Annotated in this window: 15 protein-coding genes; 6 read left to right on the top strand and 9 right to left on the bottom strand. The window is 40.9% G+C overall.

From position 1 onward, the window contains the following. Positions 1-6: 6 nt before the first annotated feature. The 3 genes from NY014_RS12345 to NY014_RS12335 all read left to right on the top strand — a co-directional run bounded on the left by NY014_RS12345 (position 7) and on the right by NY014_RS12335 (position 4,151). Positions 7-2,286, top strand: a complete 2,280-nt coding sequence (locus NY014_RS12345) for a T9SS type A sorting domain-containing protein (RefSeq protein WP_259414901.1) — start codon at positions 7-9, stop codon at positions 2,284-2,286. A gap of 75 nt (positions 2,287-2,361) precedes the next feature. Further along, positions 2,362-3,675 carry a gluconate:H+ symporter gene (locus NY014_RS12340; RefSeq protein WP_259414900.1) on the top strand — a complete coding sequence of 438 codons (1,314 nt, stop codon included), beginning with the start codon at positions 2,362-2,364 and terminating at the stop codon, positions 3,673-3,675. An 11-nt stretch (positions 3,676-3,686) separates the two neighbouring features. Further along, positions 3,687-4,151 (top strand): RidA family protein, encoded by a 465-nt coding sequence (locus tag NY014_RS12335; RefSeq protein ID WP_259414899.1) that lies wholly within the window; start codon positions 3,687-3,689, stop codon positions 4,149-4,151. A gap of 5 nt (positions 4,152-4,156) precedes the next feature. On the opposite strand, the gene NY014_RS12330 is transcribed toward NY014_RS12335, so the two are convergent. From NY014_RS12330 to NY014_RS12295, 8 genes are all read right to left on the bottom strand, one after another. Continuing rightward, on the bottom strand, positions 4,157-5,551 hold the full coding sequence (locus NY014_RS12330) for an MltF family protein (RefSeq protein ID WP_259414898.1): 1,395 nt from the start codon (positions 5,549-5,551) through the stop codon (positions 4,157-4,159). Positions 5,552-5,662: 111 nt separating this feature from the next. Beyond that, positions 5,663-7,012, bottom strand: coding sequence for a TolC family protein (locus NY014_RS12325; RefSeq protein WP_259414897.1), 1,350 nt, complete (start codon positions 7,010-7,012; stop codon positions 5,663-5,665). After that, a complete protein-coding gene (locus NY014_RS12320; protein WP_259414896.1) occupies positions 7,012-10,074 on the bottom strand; it encodes an efflux RND transporter permease subunit in 3,063 nt (1,020 codons plus the stop codon). Before NY014_RS12320 ends, NY014_RS12325 begins: the two co-directional genes overlap by 1 nt. A 1-nt stretch (position 10,075) precedes the next feature. Beyond that, positions 10,076-11,158: an efflux RND transporter periplasmic adaptor subunit gene (locus NY014_RS12315; protein WP_259414895.1), complete on the bottom strand. Its 1,083-nt coding sequence runs from the start codon at positions 11,156-11,158 to the stop codon at positions 10,076-10,078. 19 nt (positions 11,159-11,177) lie between these two features. Next, a complete protein-coding gene (locus NY014_RS12310) occupies positions 11,178-11,960 on the bottom strand; it encodes an alpha/beta fold hydrolase (RefSeq protein ID WP_135077126.1) in 783 nt (260 codons plus the stop codon). 130 nt (positions 11,961-12,090) lie between these two features. Continuing rightward, the gene (locus NY014_RS12305; RefSeq protein WP_259414894.1) at positions 12,091-13,152 is read right to left on the bottom strand and encodes a DUF481 domain-containing protein; all 1,062 of its coding nucleotides are present in this window, start codon (positions 13,150-13,152) and stop codon (positions 12,091-12,093) included. Positions 13,153-13,154: 2 nt separating this feature from the next. Beyond that, the gene (locus NY014_RS12300) at positions 13,155-14,210 is read right to left on the bottom strand and encodes a DUF481 domain-containing protein (RefSeq protein WP_259414893.1); all 1,056 of its coding nucleotides are present in this window, start codon (positions 14,208-14,210) and stop codon (positions 13,155-13,157) included. A 74-nt stretch (positions 14,211-14,284) separates the two neighbouring features. After that, positions 14,285-17,554: a TonB-dependent receptor gene (locus tag NY014_RS12295; protein ID WP_259414892.1), complete on the bottom strand. Its 3,270-nt coding sequence runs from the start codon at positions 17,552-17,554 to the stop codon at positions 14,285-14,287. 342 nt (positions 17,555-17,896) lie between these two features. Here NY014_RS12295 and NY014_RS12290 point away from each other — a divergent pair, with 342 nt between their 5' ends. Further along, positions 17,897-18,586, top strand: coding sequence for a lysoplasmalogenase (locus NY014_RS12290; protein WP_259414891.1), 690 nt, complete (start codon positions 17,897-17,899; stop codon positions 18,584-18,586). A 6-nt stretch (positions 18,587-18,592) separates the two neighbouring features. On the opposite strand, the gene aspS is transcribed toward NY014_RS12290, so the two are convergent. After that, positions 18,593-20,350, bottom strand: coding sequence for an aspartate--tRNA ligase (gene aspS, locus NY014_RS12285; RefSeq protein ID WP_259414890.1), 1,758 nt, complete (start codon positions 20,348-20,350; stop codon positions 18,593-18,595). Positions 20,351-20,600: 250 nt separating this feature from the next. Between aspS and NY014_RS12280 the strand changes: the two genes are divergently transcribed. Both NY014_RS12280 and rluF read left to right on the top strand, forming a co-directional pair. Then, the gene (locus NY014_RS12280) at positions 20,601-21,914 is read left to right on the top strand and encodes a M23 family metallopeptidase (RefSeq protein WP_259414889.1); all 1,314 of its coding nucleotides are present in this window, start codon (positions 20,601-20,603) and stop codon (positions 21,912-21,914) included. 92 nt (positions 21,915-22,006) lie between these two features. After that, the gene (gene rluF, locus NY014_RS12275; protein ID WP_259414888.1) at positions 22,007-22,738 is read left to right on the top strand and encodes a 23S rRNA pseudouridine(2604) synthase RluF; all 732 of its coding nucleotides are present in this window, start codon (positions 22,007-22,009) and stop codon (positions 22,736-22,738) included. The last annotated feature ends 119 nt before the right edge of the window (positions 22,739-22,857 follow it).

Here is a 22,857-nt window from a genome sequence, read left to right as displayed (position 1 = left end):
AAAACGATGGCCCTTTGGCACCTTTTTAAAAGCCGAATATACAGGATATTGTCGGCATTCGCAGTAGCAAGTTTTTGCTCCTACTCCATTGCTATTGCCCAAGAAATTGGAGCTTTTCGGACTATTTCAACAGGAAACTTTCAAAATCTTTCAATTTGGGAGGTTTTTGATGGAAGCAATTGGGTAGCCGCAAGTTCTCTTCCTGACCAAAACCATGACATATACATTGACCAAAACCATTTACTCACATTAACTCAAAACGAATCAGTAAAAAGTTTATTCATAAATGCCGAGGCAGGGGCAGCCCAAAAGCTAAACTTGAATGGGTTTAATCTAGACATTTATGGAACCCTTCAAGGTTTTCAAGGGCCTGCGCCAGGAACTCCCAATCGAGCTTGGAACAGTACCAATTGGATTGGGGACTCTCCTGCCTCCACCCTTACTTTTCGTGGAAACAGCCGGGTTATCATTCCACAAAATGCCTGGAGTGCTCAATCGGACCGAAGTCGCTACTCAGTGATCTTTGATCCTGGACCTGGACAAACCCTAATAATTGAGGAGGCATTTAAGGCAATTAGTTTTACGATAAGATCCGGAACGGTTCTTCAGCGATTAGATACAAGCGTGAATCCGGCAAAATGCTCCACTTTTTCCTTTAATACAGAAACAACTGAATATGGCGCAGGTCCTTTTGGTGATTTTATCATAGAAGGAGGTGCCCAATTAATCAGTGAATGCAATGAGGAAATTCTATTTCGATCTGGTTCCATCAGTGCACAACTATTTTCGATTCTTCCTGGCGGAGAGTTAATCCTTGAAGGTGAAACTCCCCAAATCGAAGCAGCCAACCTCCAACTTAATGGGAAAATCATTCATCGTGGGGGCAGCGGGCCAAAGTCTTTTTTATCCAAAAGTTATCCTGATGCAGCCACCCCAAATTCAATTCTTGATTTAGAACTTCAGGGAGCCGAAAATCTAAGCTTACCGGCAGAATTGTTTATTTCCGGGAATTTGACTCAATCTGGAAGTGGTGAATTCATTGCCACAGCTAGTCATCTACACTTTGTCGGATTTGGCAACCAACTATTGGAAGGATTTCCTTTAAAAGTTGAAAATCTAACCTTGAATAAACCTTCGGGAGAGCTTATAACTGAAGAAGATATTTCGATTTCCAATACCTTTTTCATCCAAAATGGCAGCCTTAATCTAAATGGTAATGGCTTGGAGGTAAATTCTTCTGGTTTAGGAGGAATCTCTTACACTGGAGGTAGCTGGAAAAATGCAGACTTTTTCAGATATCTAAACACACCTACCAACTTAAACGCTACCAATGGCACCTTCCCTTTTGAAGATGTGAAAAATGGAGGATTGAGGTTGGTTCAGCTCCTTGGAAATACAGGTGGAGGAGATCTAGAAATCCGTTTCACCGAATATGAGGGTGCTGAATACAATTCCAACTTCCAAGATACCGACGGAACCACGATTTTGTACCGCCTATTCTCCTATTTCCAGTTTTCGGGGCTGAATCCAAGCCCGAATGCTTTGGAGCTCCGAATTTCTGCGGATCAATTGATTGTAGACGATGTGGATGACTTACGCATAGTGGGAACCGGATATGCTGCTCCGGGGAATAATCTTCCAGGTCTTGATCCGACTTTACTTTGGGCAAGAAGACTTGTTCCCATCGATGACTTGGAAGGGGTCAACTTCACAGTCGGTAGTTTTCGAACTCTTAGTATTCTTCCAATAGATTTTTTAGCATTCAATGGCCAAAGGGAAAAAACTCAAGCTGTACTAAAATGGAAAGTAACTGGTGAAAAAGAAGGTACTTTTATGCTTTTCAGAAGCATATTCCCAACAAAAGACTGGGAATTAATCGGAGAGATAAACTCTCAAGAAGAAAATAAAGGGGATTATGAATTTGTCGATGACCAAGCTCCACTTTATCATGCAATTTATTATCGAATCAAGTATTCTGAAGGACCAAACAGCTTAAATTCTTGGTCCTCGACTATCCGTATAGCCCCAATTAGAACGGTTCCCGAAGAAGGGGTAATTTTTCCAAACCCATACTCTTCTGGGCCTATCAATCTGGAAATTCCGAATGATTGGCAGATTCAAGAAGTGGAGATTAAAATCACAGATAAAACAGGTCGGGTAGTTTGGTCAGGTCCTTATTTAAAGAAGAATTTTCAATCCATCGTAGAGCCTCTTCCAGCTGGATACTATGTAATCCAACTGTTGGCTCCTACAGGTAGACTTACTTTCAGATGGATTAAAAAATAAATCCCCACTGAACATATTAGCGATTAAAAAGGAGCTGGAATTTTTTATCTTGAAAAACCAACCCTAAAATAGCCTATGACCATCCTGTTTGTTTTGCTCAGTATAGCCCTTTTGGTTTTATTGATCGTTTGGGCAAAACTTAATCCCTTTCTGGCCTTCTTGATTGCTTCTATCGTAGCGGGATTTCTTCTTGGATTACCCATAGATCAAATTGCCGGCTCTGTACAAAAAGGAATGGGGAACCTGCTTGGAGACTTGGTGGTCGTCATTGTCATGGGTGCTATGCTGGGAAAATTAGTCGCGGAAAGTGGAGCTGCTCAACGAATTGCAGGGTTTTTAATGGGGCTTTTTGGAGAGAAAAAGATCACCTGGGCCATGTCCTTAACAGGATTGATCGTGGGGATTCCGCTATTTTATAATGTTGGTTTTGTACTATTAGTCCCTTTGGCTTTTACAGTGGCCTATCAGTATCGCTTATCAGCTGTTTATGTGGGAATTCCTCTTTTGGCTGCTCTATCTGTCACCCATGGCTTTCTTCCTCCACATCCCTCACCGGCCGCCTTGGTTGCTCAATTTGAGGCAAACATGGGACTGACACTTTTTTATGGACTTTTAATCACCTTGCCTACTGTAGCGATTGCAGGACCTTTATTTGCTACCCGGCTCAAAAAAATCGAATCAAAACCCTTAGAAACTTTCCAAGCTGAAACCCTACCAGAATCCGAGCTTCCTGGGATTGCCAATAGTTTAATCACTGCTTTATTACCAGTTTTCTTATTGATCAGTACTACTATCATCAGTTTTTGGCTACCCGAAACCCATTCTCTATCTCAGCTTTTCAAATTTCTGGGTGATCCTGGAATCGTGATGCTAATTTCTGTCCTTTATGCTACTTATTCGCTGGGGATCAGACGAAAAACTAGCATGAAGAAGCTGATGGAAAACTATACCCAAGCTACCAAGGACATTGCCATGATCCTCTTAATCGTAGCAGGGGCGGGGGCACTCAAACAAATCTTTACAGATTCGGGAGTTAGCCAAGAAATCGCTGAAGGGTTGCAATCTTGGTCTGTGCATCCGTTGATTTTAGCATGGACTATTACCGCAATCATCCGAGTATGCGTGGGTTCAGCAACTGTAGCAGGTCTAACAACTGCCGGAATTATCGCTCCAATCATTCACACCATGAATGTGGATCCAAACCTCCTTGTTTTGGCAATTGGAGCGGGCAGCCTCATGTTCTCGCATTTCAATGATGCAGGTTTTTGGATGTACAAAGAGTTTTTCAACTTGAGTATCAAAGACACCATAAAAACCTGGTCCTTAATGGAGACCTTGGTAGCCGTTATAGGCTTATTCGGAGTATTGCTTCTTGATCTATTTATCTAACTATTATAAAAATGAATTCAGCTGAAGAAAATTTTAAAAAATTAGGGTTGGAATTACCTCCAGCGCCTAAACCACTAGGCGTTTACAAACCTTGTCTAGTAGATGGTAAGTATCTCTATCTGTCCGGTCATGGTACCGTAAAATCGGACGGAAGTTTAATTATTGGTCGAATAGGTGAGGATATGGATACCGAGCAAGGAAAAATCGCTGCAAGACAAGTTGGATTGGCTATGCTTGCGACAATTAAAGCGAATCTTGGATCTCTCGATCGTGTCAAAAGGGTGGTAAAGGTACTTGGGATGGTGAACTGTGTTTCCACTTTTGAAAAGCATCCCTACATCATCAACGGCTGTAGTGAACTTTTTGCGGCAATATGGGGTGAAGAAAATGGAATTGGCGTGCGTTCTGCTGTCGGGATGGGAAGTTTACCAGATAACATCCCTGTGGAAATTGAAGCTATGTTTGAATTGGAGTAAATTACTTAAGGACTAACCAATGTTTTGTAGGACTCAAAAACACTGAGAATATCTTTCACATAATTGACTGCCAAATGCCCTTTGGCAAAACCGCTTCGCACTAATGGATCCCGATAGTATTCGGGATCACTTTTTAATTCCAAATAACTCGCCACCTCATCCCAGGTTTGGGTGTTTGCGCCATATTTCAAGGCTAATCTCCAAGCATCCTCCACATGGCCGTGGCCGATATTATAACTGGCTAAAATAAACTTGATCCGTTCATTTACCTCAGGCACCCGCTCCATCCAAAATTTATCTAGGTATTGCAGGTATCGAACACCTCCTTTTAAAGATTCGATTGGATCATTAGCATTTTCAACTCCAAATCGCTCCAAAGTCACTGGCATTAATTGTAATAACCCCTGTGCTCCCGCATAGGATGTCGCGCTTGTATCAAATCGGGACTCACGATAAACCAAGGACGCTAACAATCTCCAGTCCCATCCTAAGTCATTAGCCCCTTCTTTGATCAAGTCATCATAGATTGAAATCTGATTACCAGCCAATGAAGAAAATGGACTATTAGATCGGAAATAGCTGTTTTTGGAGTTCAAAAAATACTTGGCATAGAGCATAGGGATGAAACGCTTTTGCTTGTCCTCCATCCATTCATTCACCACTTCCAATAGAATAGGAGATGATTGTCGAACGAGCCAAGCCACCTCTTTTTCCTGAGATATGGTCCAAGAAATATTTAATCCATCGTAATACGTCGCATTGGCTCGGGCAATATTCTGGTCAGCAACAGTCCACTTGATTTTTCTCTCAACAACCTCATCTATCAAAGTCTCTTCGTGTAGATCGGATTCCATAACTGTAAAATCCACCTGAAGGGAATCTTTGATTTGGCAAAGTTGAGATTTATAAATAGCTCCCTGACGGACATAAATCGTATCACCTTCCAATTGCTCCCAGCTTTCTATTTTAGGAGAATCAGTTGCTCCGACTAATACTGTGTTGATGGTGCCAAGAGGAAGAGTAAAAGAACCTTTTTGTGCGCGAAGAGAATCAATTTCCAAATTCATTGCGATTAGATCCACTTCACCTTCATTCAGTCGATCAAAAGCCCTGTCGATGCTTTCAACTTGTCTCAACTCTAATTCAACTCCAAGTCGCTTAGCGAGGTCACGCAGAAGCTCATATTCGTAGCCCATCGTACGGCCCCGATAGATATAATAACCAGTGGAATTATTATCAACTGCAGCACGGATGCTACCCCGCTTTTGGATTCCTTTTAGATCTAAAATGTAGGAAGGCTCATCAGAATTGATGGCAAAATGCTTCTCCAAAAAGGTACATTGAACGCCAAAAACGCTCAAAATAACAAGGATGCTAATTGCTCTTAAGACTCTTTTCATGCATAAGGGAAAAATTCCCGAATGGTTCGAAAGCCCTGATAGTCAAATGGTATGCCAATCCTAACAAAAGTCAGGATTGGTACCTTTGTCAATAAGTCAATTAAGAAATTTTCACTGGTCTGAACCCGGCGGAACCCAGGCCTGAGAACTGTTTTCGAAAAAGATTTTTCCTGAAAGTCGAAGCAACTCGATCTCCTGCTCTTTAATATTGTAAATAGAGGTAATCAGTCGGTTTTCAGCTGTTAGCAAATTCACCTGAGCGTCACGGAATTCCAAGTAAGACGCAATCCCCAAACGGAACCGTTCCAGTGCTATTTCGCTACTTTCTTTAGCCACTGCATAATTGCGCTGTTCAATCTCCAATAACTCTCGGTTATTTTGGTAAGTGTTGAATGCACGATATAGATCAGATTTCAACTGAATCTCAAATTGATCAACAGTATATTCTTGTATCCTCTGCTGTACTCGCGCATTTTGGATTCTTCGGTTCAAAGAAAATCCTGAAAAGAGATTAAAAGAAATATTCCCCCCATAGTTGAAGCCGGCACGTTGGTTTTGAATCAAAAAACCCGCATCTGAATTGAAAGTGTTGTTGGCGTAGTTGGCATTCAAATTAATCGCCGGAAGTCTGGATGCCTGTAATTCCCTTAACTGAAGAAAAGCAACGTTTTCCTGCCGCTGAGTAATAAGCCACTGCTTATTTTCCATCAAGGCATTTTCTTCCAAATCAATCAATCGCAATTCATCACTGACCGTGATGGTATCATTCACCACAAACTCAGTTCCTGGCTCCAAGGCCATCAATTCATTGAGATTAATCCGCGCTGCTTCAATGATTTGAGACTGATTTTTCAAAAGGCTCAAGTCTGTATTATAATCGACTTCCGCAGTTAGGAAATCTCTTTTTCCGGCTCCTCCCAATTCATATTGAGCCTGGGCAATATCCAATCGGGCTTTACTCAGTTCCAAAGTCCGCTCCAAAACCTGGTAGCGCTGCAATTCCAATACTAATCGGTAATATGCTGTAGAAATCGCCGCAACGGTATTTTCCACCGCTACTTTAGCATCTAATTCAGAAATTTCAGCCAACTGCCCCAAGCGCTTAATCGCCACAATCGCCTCTGGTCGAAAACCATAAATAGCCGCAAGAGTGAAGTTTTCGGAGCGGGATTTTGCACCTAAAATCTCTCTTGGCGTCTCCGGATCACTGACAAAGGTCTGTGTTACGTCTTCGTTTGAAAAGTTACGGGTATAGATAGCATCTACCACAGGCAAAAAGGCAGACCATCCAACCCCAATTTCTCCTTGTCGAAGGTTGATGGTTTCCACAGCAATTTTGACTTGGAAATTATTTTCCAAGCCAAGCTGCAAGGCCTTTTCAAGATCTAAAGATTCCGAATCCTGTGCCCAAATTGGCTGTATCATGAGGCTCACTAGGAACCCAAACAATAGTTTCTTCATTACGTTCTTGCGAGTCGTCCTTCCTTAGAAGTCAAATAAGTATAGATAGCCGGGATTATAAACAAGGTCAAAACAGTAGCGAATGTCAACCCACCAATTACCGCTGCTCCCATAGGCACACGGCTCTCAGCACCTGCTCCTAGTCCCAAAGCAATTGGCAAAATTCCCAAGATAGTGGAAAGGGATGTCATCAAAATCGGCCTAAATCGAGCAACTGCCGCACCATAAATTGCCTCATTGACGGATAGTCCATGAGCTTTTCGTTGATTGGCAAATTCCACGATCAAAATACCGTTTTTCGTCACCAAACCGATCAACATGATGATCCCAATCTGAGAGAAAATATTCAAGGTGTAATCGAAAGACCAAAGTGTAAACAAGGCACCAAACAAGGCCAATGGTACGGTGAACATGATCGTCAAAGGATCCAAGAAACTTTCAAATTGTGCAGAAAGAACCAAGTAAATCAGCACCAATGCAAACAAGAATGCGAATATCAAGCTGTTTGAACTCTCACGGAATTCCTTGGATGGACCTGATACATCAGTGGCAAAGGAGTCGTCCAATACCTCAGCAGATATTCGGTCCATTTCATCCAACCCATCACCAATTGTATACCCATCAGCTAAGTTTGCTGATACAGTCGCTGAAACGAAACGGTTATATCGGTATAACTGAGGAGGCGTGCTCTTTTCTACAACTTTAACCAAGTTGTCTAACTGAACCAATTGACCATTTTCAGCCCGAACATAAAGCATACGAAGATTGAGTGGCTCATTTCGGTCCTCAAGTTGCATTTCACCCACTACTTGGTATTGCTTACCATTCATAATGAAATAGGCAAAACGCTGACCAGAATAAGAAAGCTGTAATGTTCGAGCAATTTCCTGCACGGAGACACCGATATTTCTAGCCTTTTCCCGATCGATTTCAATTTCCAATTCCGGCTTAGTGAATTTCAAATTGATATCTGCGAAAATGAAGGCAGGGCTTTGATTCACCTTTTCCATGAAAGGAGGAATCACTTCTTTAAGTTTTTCCAAGGTAGGCGCCTGAATTACATACTGCACCGGCAAGCCACCCCTTCTATTACCAATCGCCTGAGGCTGGGAAGCAAAAGCTCTTACAGCTGTATATTTCTGCAACTTTTGGTTTACCTCGCCAAAGATTTGCTGCTGAGATCGCTCCCTTTTATCCAGATCCGTTAAGATCAATCGGCCAAAGCCTGAGTTGGTACTAGCTGTACCAAAGCCAGGGGAGGTCACTGAAATAATTCCGGAAAGTTCATTTTCTGGAATGCTTTGCTTGAAATCAGCTACCATCTCATCAATAACTCGATCCATGTAAGAGAAAGTAGCTCCCTCAGGACCTGACATATTGATACGGATCTCTCCTCGATCCTCGGTTGGTGTTAGTTCTGATGGGATTTGATTAAAGAGCCAATAAATCCCAAAGCCCATAACACCAATGATCGGAAATGCCATCCATCGGACTTTAAAGAATTGACTGAGGATATTATCATACTTCTCATTCAGCCAAACAAAAACAGGCTCTGTCTTCGTGTAGAACCAATTATGTTTTTCTCTACGCTTAAGCAATTTGGAACTTAGCATAGGAGTCATGGTCAATGCCACAAATGAAGAGATAATTACCGAACCAGCTACTACAATTCCGAATTCCCGGAAAAGTCTACCTGTGGTTCCAGTCAAGAAAATAACTGGCAAGAATACCGCAGCCAAAGCAACCGTAGTTGCAATTACGGCGAAGAAAATTTCCTCTGATCCTTTTCTCGCAGCTTCTAGAGGTTTTTCTCCTTTTTCTATTCGGGCATAGATATTCTCCAAAACTACAATGGCATCATCCACCACCAGACCAATGGAAAGCACGATTCCTAGAAGTGTTAAAACATTGATGGAGAAATCCATCAAATACATGATAAAGAATACCCCAATCAATGAAATCGGAATAGTCAATACCGGAATAAAGGTGGTGCGCCAATCTCGAAGGAATAGGAAGATAATAGCCACCACGAGAATGAAGGCGGTAATAATCGTCTCCTGTACCTCTGCAATGGAGTTTCGAATATATTGTGTAGAGTCAAAACCGATTTCAAGACCCACATCGGCTGGTAAGTCCTTTTCGATGAATTCTAATCGTCTGTAAAATTCATCTACAATCTCAATGTTGTTTGAACCGGGAAGAGGCACCAATACTACCCCAACCATAGGAACACCGTCTCTTTTTAAAACAGTCCGCTCATTCAAAGCTGCTAACTCAGCCCTTCCCACATCTTGAAAACGAACAATGTTATTCTGATCTTCCTTGATGATTAGTTGATTGAATTCCTGAGGCGTGGAAAGACGGCTTTTTGTCCGAACGGAAAGTTCGATGGTTTCTCCCTCGATTCGGCCAGAAGGCAACTCTACGTTTTCAGATTGAACCTTTTGTAAAACATCTAAAGGAGTCACCCCATAGGATGCCATTTTCAGAGGGTCCATTCGAAGCCGAATGGCGTATTCCTTCTCTCCCCAAATCTGTACCCGGCTTACCCCAGGAATTGTCTGTAAACGCTCTTTGAAAACATTGGAAGCAATGTCAGACAACTCCAACAAACTACGCTTATCACTTTTAACATTCAAAAAGACGATGGGCTGAGAATCCGCATCCGCTTTAGAAACTACCGGAGGTTCTGCATCTGGAGGTAGGTTTCGCTGAGCTCCAGCTACCTTATCCCGAACATCATTCGCTGCTGCTTCCAAATCCGCACCCACATCAAATTCCACGGTAATGCTACTTGCACCATCATTACTTGTTGAAGTAAGTGATTTAATCCCTTGGATACCATTAATGGCTTCTTCCAAGGGTTCGGTAATCTGGGCTTCAATTACATCAGCATTCGCTCCGACGTAGTTGGTCCGAACACTAATTACCGGTGGATCCACGCTGGGAAACTCACGGATACCAAGCAGGGAAATCCCGATCGCTCCGAAAAGGAGGATGATCAAGGACATCACAATGGCCAAAACCGGCCGGTTGATACTAATATTTGATAAGCTGGCCATTTTAATTGATTTGGGTGTATTCTAGAGGCATACCCTCTCTCGCCTGCAAAATTCCTGTAGCTAGAACCAAATCCCCTTCCTGAAGACCACTGACTATCTGAACTTGGGTATCGGTACGTGTACCAATCTCCACAACTCGTTCTTCGGCTTTGTTATCAGCTCCCACTACGTAAACCTTATACCCCTGAAGTTCCGGAATAACGGATTCCGCGGGGACCATGAGTGCATTTTCTGTTTCTCCCAACACAAATCGAATTCGAACATACATTCCCGGAAGAAATTGATTGTCCTTATTAGGACTTTGAGCTCGAAGCATCATCGTCCGAGTGGCTGCATCAATTTGCGGTTCAAAAGCATATACTGTTCCCTCAAATTCAGAATCAGATGCTTCATTTGAGAAATAAATCGTCGAACCAATTTTTACCAGATTGGCATATCGCTCTGGGATAGAAAATTCGATTTTGATTGGATCAATATTCACAATGTTTGTGATCACGTCTGCTGTTCCAATGACGCTTCCTTCAGATACCTGACGAAGACCAAGAATTCCGTTAAATGGAGCCCGAATGATCCGCTTTGCTAATTGAGCTTCGACCAATTTAATATCGGAAACAATGGTATTATACTGGTTTAGAGCGATATCATATTCTTCTTGGCTAATCGCCTCCCGAGCTAATAATTGCTTTTGGCGATTTTCCTGGGTTTCGTACAATTTTTGGGTATACTGCAAGCGCTGATATTGTGCCTGAAGTTCATCATCATCTAAGTACAGAAGCGGCGTACCCTTGGTTACATATTGGCCTTCCTTGAAGGCAATTCGTGTGACCAAACCGGAAACCTCTGATCGCAGATTGACTGATTCATTTGCCAAAATACTTCCCGTTACTTGTAGCTGATTGACTAATGTCTCCCGCTTGAGCTTTACCACATCCACCGGCAGAGCACTTGGCTGACCGGGTCCCGCACCGACTGAGGTAACGGAATTATCATTGGAGCTTCGCTGATCCAATCTTGGATAGATTACTGCCGCAATGATCACCAAAGCGATCACAACAAATAGAATAACCTTCGTTTGTTTTTTCATGTAGAAAAGTGCTGAATAATTAATTAAGGCTTTTCAAAAAAGCCATTGATAGCTGATTAAATTCCTGAGGGCGCTCGACATTGACCACATGGCCACATTGTTCAAGCACCTTTAGCATAGCATTTTTATGCTCTTTTACAATTTGAATCACCGGTTCCAAAAACATGACATCCTGATCTCCCATCACATATAGGGTTGGGATTCGGATATCAACTTCTTTGAAATATCGAAGAAGCGGATTGATATCCTTCGTCAGTTTAAACCACCGGATGAATTCCTTTTGGCATAATTTCTTAGCTTCCCGAATGAATAAATTCCTAGATTCAGAATGCTGCTTTCGCGGCAAAATAATATAGGCGAACAGTCGGTATAGCCACATGTACGGAATTACCTTCTTAAAGGTATTTCCAAGAAATACTAGAACCCGGGATTTTATCGTCAACCGAGTCACAGCCCCTGCCAACACAAGGGATTTTACTCTCCAAGGCTCCATTTCGGCAAGCTGTCTAGCCAAAATTGTCCCCAAAGACACCCCCATAAAATGAGCTGGAGGCATTTTCAATTCATCCAAAACTTCAATGATATCCCGAGTTACATCCTCAAAAGTATATTCCTTTTGATAGATGGCCTGGGGCAGATTGGTAGACTTTCCATGACCCCGAAGATCAATCAATAGGAGATTAAACTGCTCCTTAAAGTCCTTAATCTGCTTATACCACACTGCAGAAGAGCCTCCGGCACCATGGACAAAGACAACCCATTCCTCAGAATTTGGATTTGGATATGTTTTGTAATGCAACATGAAGGCTAAACTGATGATTACCTAGAATGGTTCTTACTAGACAAAATTAACGAGGAGAATCGGTCTATTGTGTAAAAATGATACTGGAGGCAAATGCCTTCGACTAAAGGAAAAAAAGAAGGATTATACGCTAAAAAATCCAACCAATTGTGGTTTGAATGATATAATCGGTCTTAGAAGCCCCTTCTGTAGGTTGATTGTCATAATTGACTGATGTTCCTAATTTCAAATACAAATCATCCAATAGATCATATTTGATGTCAAGTCTGAAATCAGTTCGTACCCGGTTTGCTTCTGTGAAACTGTTAAAGAAACTAAGCGTGGAAATAATATCAAATACGCTAAAGTCCTTAACCTCAAATTGCGAGGTAAAAACCCCTTCTGTACTTTTTTGAATTGTACTTAACTCTTTAAACTTTTCCCGGTTCAAATTTACCCCACCAATGAATGACCAAGTGGCTTTATTGGAATAGACCAAAAATTTTCCAAAACCTACTTTGTAGCCAGTTCTCAAATCCAAAAGTTGTTGAGTATTGCTTAGAAAACTGACTAGCCCCATCACAAACCATTCTTTAGGTAAATAGTAAAGACCTACCATACTCGCATCATAACGATAGATAGGAATGGTTTCCTTTTGGATGGACCGAATTCCATTAAAATATTGAACCAGCATAAATCGGTTACCATTGTATCTGAGGACATCTCGCAGCGAATATTGCCTCAGGTTATTTGCCTTTGCAAGGTTAAACCCAATCCCGATTTCTCCATCAATACGACTTTTTATGCTTTCGCTTATTTGGTAAAATTGGATAATATCTTCCCTAGAATATCTGAAAAAATCTCCTGTTTTGATCCCATATTTTGATTGTTGTCTACGAGTAGGATGAGTTATTTTAAAATTTAGGGAATCTCCTTCAAATTGATTGATCTCGGCTTCAATGTGCAGGCCATTTTCCAATGATACCAAAAACGATTGGACGCTTTTAATATTGGAGATTTTTGAAAAGTTGACCTCAAGATTTTTCTCAGAAAAATCAACCTTCAAAACTAATAGACCACGCTCCATGCTTTTGATCTGCCCGACTAAAACAGTCCCATCAACTAATTGAAGGGTGTCTAAAGGAGAAGCCCATCCAATAAAGGGAAAAATAAAAACTAGTAGAAATAAACAACTTCTTTTGATATGATCCATTCTTAAAGGCTCCAGCCTATAGTTGTTTGGAAGATATAATCAAGGCTTGAAGCTCCAGAAATCGGTCGGTTATCGTAGTTGATGGTCGTTCCTAAGTTGACATAAAAATCTTCCAGGAACTCATATTTTAAATCGAGACGAAAATCTGTTCTGAATCGGCCTTTTTCTGTCAAGTTGGGATATGCAAAAACCGAGGAGAAAAATGTTAAGTCTCCGATATCGTAAAGATTGAGTTCTGACCCTAAAAATGCTTCTCCGGATCTTCTTCCAGGAGTATCATCAAAATAGGTTTCATTGTTAAGGTTGGCTCCCAGTTGAAAACCAAAATAGGATTTGTTAGTATGGACAAGGTATTTACCGAATCCGACTTTATTACCTACCCGCGCTCGAATCAATTGTTCGGTGTTAGATAAAAAAGTAAAATCATACAAAAGGAACCAGTCTTTTGGAAGAAAATAGACAAATGATGCATTAGCATCAGTTCTTTTTGTAGGTTCAACTTCATCTTGATTTGATCGAATATTGTTAAAAGAGGAATTTATTTTCCAGCGATCCGCCAGATAGCCCAAGCCGCTTCTAATGTTAAATTGACGGAGGTTGTTGGCTTTAGTAAGGCTCCATCCTAAATCAATACTAGCTGATAACCGGCTCCAAAAGCCGTCATCCAAAGCATTCATAAAAACAATCTCACTGGATGTGACGATTTGCTCCTGTACTTGCTGATCTTCTTCCTTTTCACCTTTCTTGATTCGGATAAAGGCCGCCGGGTCTACATAGCGGATTAAAAAAGTCCCATCCTCAAGCGTGCTAATTTTCCCATTTAGTCGAGTGCCATCTCTCAGAGTAAAAAGGTATCGCGTATCCGATTTGACATAGATGAGCTCATTCCATTTGATCTTAAAATCACTATCCGAATAATCTGTCTCAATTTGGATAACTCCCCGATTCATGGATTTGATTTCTCCCACGATCACATCCTGATTTTTGAAGATCAAAGAGTCTGTTTGTGCAAAAGAAAGGAATGGAATAAAAAAGATTAGCAATAGAAAATTTCTCATAATCCCAGTTTTTTTACTAAAAATAAAAAAAGCACCTCAATTGAGGTGCTTTTCTGATTATTTTTTTCAACATCTTAATTGAAGATGTATCGAATACCTACCTGCATTCTCCAAGTATCACCTAGAGAAGTTGAAGTTCGGTAAGTTTCAGTTGGGAATTCAGATGTACCAGGAACTGTGTTCAATCTATAAATAGGTTGACCTGCAGTATTTGTACCTCTGTAGTTCAACAAGTTGTTTTGGAATGCAAACTTAGGTACACCCCACTCAGAGTTGAACATGTTACCAATATTCAAGATATCGATGGAAAGCTGAAGCTTGTTCTTCTTATCACCAGTAAAGATCAAGTCTTGAGTGAATCGAAGATCGAATCGGTTAACCCATGGTCTCAAAGCACCATTTCTTTCAGCAACAGAACCTCTGTTCGCGCTCAAGTACTCATCTTGGTCGATATAAGCATCCAAAAGAGAAGCTTGCTCAGCAGCAGTTACAGTTCTTCCACCTAAAGTGAATTCCTGGAATACCAGTTCGCTAGCAGAATTTGGAATGTACATCAATCGGTTTGAAGCATCTCCAAAGTTTCCAGAATAGGTATAAGAGAATCTTCCAGCGTCAGCACCTTCGTAGAACAAGGTAATAGTAGAAGTCTCAGTCTGGTAAGACAAAGATCCGATCAATCGGTTAGGGATATCGAATCCAGCATAGCTCAACTCAGGATCATTTCTGTCAGACTGAACAGTAGCTGGCCACAAGGAAATTGCCTGAGAACCACCTGCTGCATCCAAATCTCTTGATCTGGATTTAGTATATGCAATCATAGTCGAGAAGCCATTCTCAAATTCTTTCTGCAATTGAGCAGTGAATGAGAAGTAGTCAGCTTTTCTTTGAGCATTAGTCAAGTAGAATACGTTTCTGAAGTCAGAGTCATTAGAATAGTTAGAACCATTCCAGAAAGGTCTCTGATCTGGACCAGAAAGAGTTCCATCAGGAGTTCTCAATACTGGATTGTATGCGATAGGAGTAGAAACATCTCTTGAGTAGATGAATTCAGCTGTACCAATGATTCCGAAAGGAAGGATTTGGTCAACAGCCAAGTTGGTTCTCCACACTTGAGGAAGCTTGAAGTTTCTGTCAGTCAAGTTCAATTCATTAGAAAGAGACTGTCCAGGGTTTTCAGGGTTTCCATAAGTAACGTCTGGATTGAACACATAGTTAGGACCGAAAGCATCTACTAATTCTTCACCTTCATAACCTAAACCACCACGAACTACACCAGAACCATTCACCTGGTTAGAAAGCCATACGAATGGAATTCTACCGGAGAAGATACCTGTTCCACCTCGAACCTGAGTAGTTCTGTCACCTTTAGCATCCCAGTTGAAACCAACTCTTGGAGACCAAAGAGGATTTACTTTAGGGAATGTGCTTACGTCTGGAGTGATTGTTCCGTCAGGAGTTTCGAAAGTCTTATTCAAGTTATCCAACAATTCATTACGAGGAATGTCGATTGGATAGAATGGGAAGTCAACACGAAGACCACCAGTTACTTTCAACTTAGGAGTTACCTGATATTCATCCTGTACATAGAAACCAATCTGACCGAATTTAGTCTCATCCACAGGAGGAGTAGTAGATCCATCCAAAGCAAATCCTTTAGCAAAGGCATCAGGATAAACACCAGGAGTTCTGTTGATGATCGCGTCTACAAAAGAATCGTAAGAGTTGAATCGGTAGAATCCGTTGAATACTGGGTTAAATGCGTTCTTAAACGTCATGTATTCGAAATTCACACCGAATGTATAGGTATGCTTTCCTTTGTATAGAGAGAAGTTATCTGTGAAGTTGAAGATGTTGTTTTCCAACAAGTTACCTACAGTAAACAATTCGTTACCTACAGAGAAGTAGTAAAGCAAGTTACCGGAAGCATCTGGCTCAAGAACTTCGATGAATGGGAAGTCCTGTCCACCTGGGATACCACGCTTAGGATCGGTGATAGAAGTATAACCAATGTTGATTTGGTTAGACATATTAGAACCGATTCTAGAGTTCAATTCAGCTACCCAAGATTGTACAGAACGATCGTTGGTGTAGTTAGCATTTCTGAAGTTCATCGCTTCGATACCAGTTCTGAAAGTGTTTCTGTATCGAGTAGAGATGTATCGGATAGAGTTTCCGTTGGTTGGAACGTCAGTAAATGCTGTGTAATTGTTGTAACGAACAGACAACTTGTGGTTGTCATTGATGTTGAAATCAAGTCTTGCGTTGAATCGCTCTTGCTCAGAAGCAAATGGATAATTTTCGTAAGGACCTGTTTCGTAATCATACAAAGAACGAAGCTGATCACGTACAAAATCCAATTGAGAAGCAGGAACTCGAGATACAGTCAAACCGTCTGGCTCCAAACCTGGACGAGCTGCAACTTTTGTAAAGCTAGGTACAGCTTCAGTTTCCTTTTCGTAAGAAACGAAGAAGAACAATTTGTTTTTGATGATTGGACCACCCAAACGGAAACCTCTGATTTCGTTTTTGGAGTCACCTTTGTTCAAGCGAGTATCACCAACCTTATCACCGATCATTTGATCGTTTCTTAGGTAGTAGTAAGCAGAACCTGAAAATTCGTTAGTTCCGGACTTTGTAATCGCGTTAACAGAAGCACCGGTGAAACCAGCCAAACGAACATCGTAAGGAGCCAAGTTAACTTGAACTTCCTCGATAGCATCCAAAGAGATTGGATTGGAACCAGCAAACTGTCCAGAACCCAAACCGAAGTTGTTGTTATAGATGTTACCGTCGATGGTGTAGTTGTTGAATCGGCTAGAAGTACCAGCGAAAGAAGTACCGTTTGACTGAGGAGTCAATCGGGTAAAGTCGTTGATATTTCGGTTAATAGTAGGAAGCGCATTGATTTTGTCAGTAGACAAGTTCAACCCAGCACCAGTCTTATCTGCGTTCATGATAGCATCTTGGCTGGCGATAATTTCAATTGCTTCCAACTCTAATCCGTCAGAGAGGGTTGCATTCAAAGTGTAAGTCTGACCCAGACCAAGCACGATACCTTCGAAAGTTCGATCTTCGAAACCTACGAAAGTGATACGTACAGTGTAAGGTCCACCTACACGCATGTTTGGAAGTACAAATCGACCTTCCAAGTTACTCACTGCCCCATAACGGGTACCTGATGGCTCGTGGGTTGCTACAATGTTAGCACCAGGAAGGGATTCTCCGGAAGCATCCGAAACAACACCTTGAATACTGGCAGTTGTAACACCCTGTGACATTGCCAATGTGCTGCTTAAAGCCACAAAAAGGACTGTCAACAAGTTTTTGAGTAAATTTTGCCTCATATTTATTTGTTTTGGTAAAAGTTGGTTGATTCAAATATGCCGCAAAGGTAGATTGCGGTGATTTTTAATCGGGGCAAATAACGTTAATTTTTTGCTGATTCTTTTCACAAAAATTAACATTATCTTAACATTAAAACGAAACCATATTTTGTTTCATTTTGAATAATGTAATTTTCACAGAATTTATTTTTAAATATAATAATTATATAAAATAAAATATTTCAATACTGGCTTCTACTAAAATTTGTTTTTGAAATCCTAAATCGACTAGAAAACACATTTTTTTCAAATACTCCAGCGCATTAGCTTTATATTTGACTTATATCAAAACACCCTGGAAAATTGAAAAACAAAAACATCTTTTGGCTCTACCTTTTTCTCTTTGCTTCTTTAGCTGATATGGCATTGATTATTAAAGAAATTCCAGGTATGCGAATCTATTCCAAACCATTGATAATCACAAGTTTAATTATCTATTTTTACAAAATCACCAAACCTATATCTTGGACACTGCTTTCCAAAGCTACCATGGGGGCATTGGTATTCTCGCTTTTGGGCGATACCCTTCTTCTTTGGAGCAATCTGTTTATTTATGGATTGGGAGCTTTTTTTATAACTCAGGTATGCTACATCATCGCATTTAAGGTAGCACAGCTAAACCCCAATCGAATTGCTGGTGTCAATTTCATTCGGACCTTCTTCCTAAATCTTCCGATTTATATTCTCGCTGCTTTTATCTATTACCTGATTCATCAGAATCTCGGCTCTTTAAAAATTCCCGTTGTGGTATATATCATTGTCATCGTTTCCATGCTTAGTACAGCTAGAGAACGATATAAAAAATGTAATCCCGATTCTTTTTGGCAGGTTTTTATTGGTGCCAGTCTCTTTTTTATTTCCGATGGAATCATCGCCATCAGTAAATTTTACAGAGATTTTCCAGAATCGGAAATACTCATCATGGGGACTTATATAATCGCCCAATTATTGATTGTAATGGGAATACGTTCCCATATGATACGTCCGGAATAAAATTCCTTAATCGGCTTTCACATCCAACTTAATGGATAATTCTTCCAACTGATCCTTTGAGATTGGACTTGGAGAATCAATCATAACATCTCTTCCCGAGTTATTTTTTGGGAAAGCGATGTAATCACGAATGGAGTCAGATCCACCGAAAATAGCGCAAAGCCTATCAAAACCGAAAGCTATACCACCATGCGGAGGCGCACCATATTCAAAGGCTTCCATCAAAAAGCCAAATTGCTTCTGTGCCTCTTCTTCAGTAAACCCAAGATGTTTAAACATCAATTGCTGAGTGGTTCGGTCATGAATTCGGATAGAACCTCCTCCAATTTCCACTCCATTAATCACCAAATCATAAGCATTGGCTCGAACAGATCCGGGATCAGTATCCAATAGCGGAATATCTTCAGCTTTTGGAGAGGTAAATGGATGATGCATCGCATGATAGCGATTGGTTTCTTCATCCCATTCCAACAAAGGGAAATCAACCACCCAAAGCGGCTTGAATACAGAACGATCACGAAGACCTAAATCCTCTCCCATCTTTAGACGAAGTTCGGAAAGTTGCTTACGGACAGTTTTAGCATCTCCGCTCAATACCAACATCAAGTCTCCAGGCTCTGCCCGGAATGCTTCTGCCCATTGCCCAAGGTCATCCTGAGAGTAAAATTTATCAACGGTGGATTTTAGACTTCCATCTTCATTGAATTTGACATAAACCAAGCCTTTGGCACCGATTTGAGGTCTTTTAACCCAGTCGGTCAATTCGTCCAATTGCTTTCTGGTATAAGAAGCAGCACCTTTTGCACAAATACCGACTACCAACTCAGCTTGATCAAAAATTCCAAAGCCTTTTCCCTTTGCCAGGTCATTCAGCTCAACAAATTGCATGTCGAATCTAAGATCCGGCTTGTCGTTACCATATAGACGCATCGCATCTGCATAGGTCATGCGCCCGACTTCTTCCAGCTCAATACCTTTCACCTGCTTAAACAAATGACGGGTCAAGCCTTCAAACATGGACAATACGTCCTCCTGGGTAACAAAGGACATCTCACAGTCTATTTGCGTGAATTCAGGCTGACGATCTGCTCGAAGGTCTTCATCACGGAAACACTTTACTATCTGAAAATATCGGTCAAAGCCTGAAACCATCAACAACTGCTTGAAAGTCTGCGGAGATTGAGGCAAGGCGTAAAATTCACCTGGATTTACCCGACTTGGAACTACAAAATCCCGTGCACCTTCAGGTGTAGACTTGATTAAAACAGGAGTTTCCACTTCGATGAAATCCTGTCCATCCATATATTTCCTAGTTTCTTGCATCATTCTGTGGCGCAGCTGCAATTTTTGCCTTACCACATTTCTTCTGAGATCCAGGTATCGATATTTCATTCGGAGATCATCACCTCCATCAGTATCATCTTCAATCAGGAATGGAGGGATCTTGGCGGGGTTCAATACTTCAAGTTCCTCAACCTTAACCTCAATATCGCCGGTAGGGATTTTATCGTTTTTGGAAGTTCGCTCGATAACCGTCCCTGTGGATTTAATAACAAATTCTCTACCCAGGCTAGCTGCTTTTTCCAATAATTCTTTGGCGGTACTACCTTCTTCAAAAATCAATTGCGTCAATCCATAGCGGTCACGAAGGTCAACCCAAATGAGTCCTCCTTTATTTCGTACTCGCTGGACCCATCCAGCCAAAGTAACTTTTGTTCCTACATGTTGAATTCGTAATTCTCCGCAATTGTGGGTTCGATGCATGGTTACATAAATTTTGAGCGTCAAAGATAAGTAAATGTCTTTTTGACTCCTCATTCAAATGCTAAGATTCCCTGATTCCAGATAAGATTATCAACCGTTTCACGTTTTAAATAGAAAAATTTGAAAAAAGCCGCTCACTTCTCAGAAATTCAAGTTAGAAGGAATGGTTTTTGATACCAAAACTTGAAAAACACGCATATTTTCCCTTCATTCGGGAAAATCTAAAATCACCCTCTAACAGAATTACCCAATGACTAAAAAATGGACAGGCCTCGCAGGTATTGCTTTAGTAATTTTTGCAGCCTTCTATTTCTTTAAACCTTTAGGATCAAACTACTCTGATTCATGGGATGATTCCCTCAGTCAAGAGGACAGTTTACAAGTAGATGATTCTAAAAAGTATTTGTATGGGATTGATGTAACAGGATTAAATATCATTGAGGGAACTGTTGAAAAAAATCAAACGCTTGGAAGCATCTTAAGTCCTTTTTCGGTGCCCTATCAAATCATTGATGAGATCGCAAAGAAATCCAAGGAGGTTTTTGACGTTCGTCACATCGCGTTAAATAAGAAGTTTACGATTCTTACTCCGGCAGATTCTGCACAGGCTAAATTTTTTATTTATGAGCCTAATCCCGCTGAGTATGTGGTTTTTGACTTGGATAGTTTGGAAATATACCGACAGGAAAAACCAGCCGAGTATGTAACCAAGCAAGTGGGCGGAACAATTAAAAATTCCCTTTACGTAGATATGACCGCTCAGGGGATTGGTCCTGATCTGGTGGATTTATTTGCCGATTTATACGGTTGGTCAGTCGATTTCCAGCGACTTCAAAAAGGCGACAAATACAAAGTTGTATATGAGGAAAAATTGATTGATGGAATATCTGTAGGAGTTACCGAAATCAAATTGGCCTATTTTGAACACATGGGCGAGCCTTATCATGCGATTCCTTTTGAGCAAAATGGAGAACTTAATTTCTTTGACCAGGAAGGAAATAGCTTGAAAAAGGCATTCCTAAGGGATCCTTTGAAATATTCCAGAATCAGCTCTAGATATAATTTAAATAGATTTCACCCTGTTCAAAAACGGTATAAGCCGCATTTGGGAACTGATTATGCAGCTCCAAGAGGTACTGAAATCCGAACAGTAGGTGATGGAACTGTAGTAGAAGCTGGGTATTCCAGAGGGAATGGCAATTATGTGAAAATCAAACATAATGGTACATACACTACCCAATACCTTCACATGTCCAAAATCGGCAGTGGAATTAAAAAAGGTGCACGGGTAAGACAAGGTCAGGTTATTGGATATGTGGGAAGCACCGGATTAGCTACTGGTCCACATCTTTGTTTCCGTTTTTGGAAACATGGAAAGCAAGTCGATTGGTTAAAAGAAAAAATCCCACCATCAGAACCTATTTTGGCTGAAAACAAAAATGCCTTTGAAAGCATAAAATTCGAAGCAATCAATCTTCTAGCGGGAATACCAATCAGCAATTCTGATGAGAAGTTGATGGCTAATGAATCAAGCAATACTAATTCTGGAATCTCAGGAGAATAATGTCCTTTGGGGCATTTATTTCTATCAAAGTAAAGTTTAGCTTTTTATCAAGTATTGGGTTGGTTTGAATCAATCCCCCAAAAAACAATTCTTTGAAAGATCATCAACCGATTCGAATCAACAAATACCTGAGTGAATCAGGGTATTGCTCTAGGCGAAAAGCAGATCAACTTCTCGAGGAGGGCAGGATCAAAATAAATGGCAAAACACCTGAGCTGGGTACAAAAGTAAACCCAGGTGATATAGTTACTGTTGATGGAAAATCGATTGGCGCCCCTCTTGAAAAACACGTTTATATAGCTTTCAACAAGCCAGTAGGCATTGTATCTACGACTGATACCAAAGGGGAAAAGGATAATATCATTGACTACATCAATCATCCTCAGCGGATTTTCCCAATTGGTAGATTGGATAAGGATAGCGAGGGTTTGATTTTTTTAACAAGTGAAGGAGACATTGTCAATAAAATCCTTCGAGCCCATAATAATCACGAAAAAGAATACATCGTAACCGTCGATAAGCCTATCACCGATCGCTTTATCCAGCGGATGTCAAACGGTATCCCAATCCTCGGAACTGTAACTAAAAAATGTAAAGTTGAACGAATCAGTCAGCGAAAATTCAGGATTATCTTAACTCAAGGGCTCAATCGACAAATCCGTAGAATGTGTGATTATTTAGGCTATTCGGTCAAGCAGCTGGTTCGAATCCGAATCATGAATGTCCACTTGGATTTAGGTACTGGAAAATGGCGGGATTTGACAGATAAAGAACTTTCCAATTTGAGAGCACTAATCGCCGATAGCTCAAAAACCCATCAATAAAAAAGGGACCTGTTGTAGGTCCCTTTTGTGTTTCTTGTGTTGACACCTCTTACATGGTGTCCACTTTCTTTCTTCTTCCGGTGTAGGTGAAGGCTGACTTACCCACTCTTAACTCGGTC

Origin of the sequence: Algoriphagus limi, assembly GCF_024919275.1 — a bacterium.
In the GTDB taxonomy this organism is placed as follows: domain Bacteria; phylum Bacteroidota; class Bacteroidia; order Cytophagales; family Cyclobacteriaceae; genus Algoriphagus; species Algoriphagus limi.
Note: the sequence above shows the minus strand (reverse complement) of the source record. Positions and strands in the feature narration are given on the sequence as shown.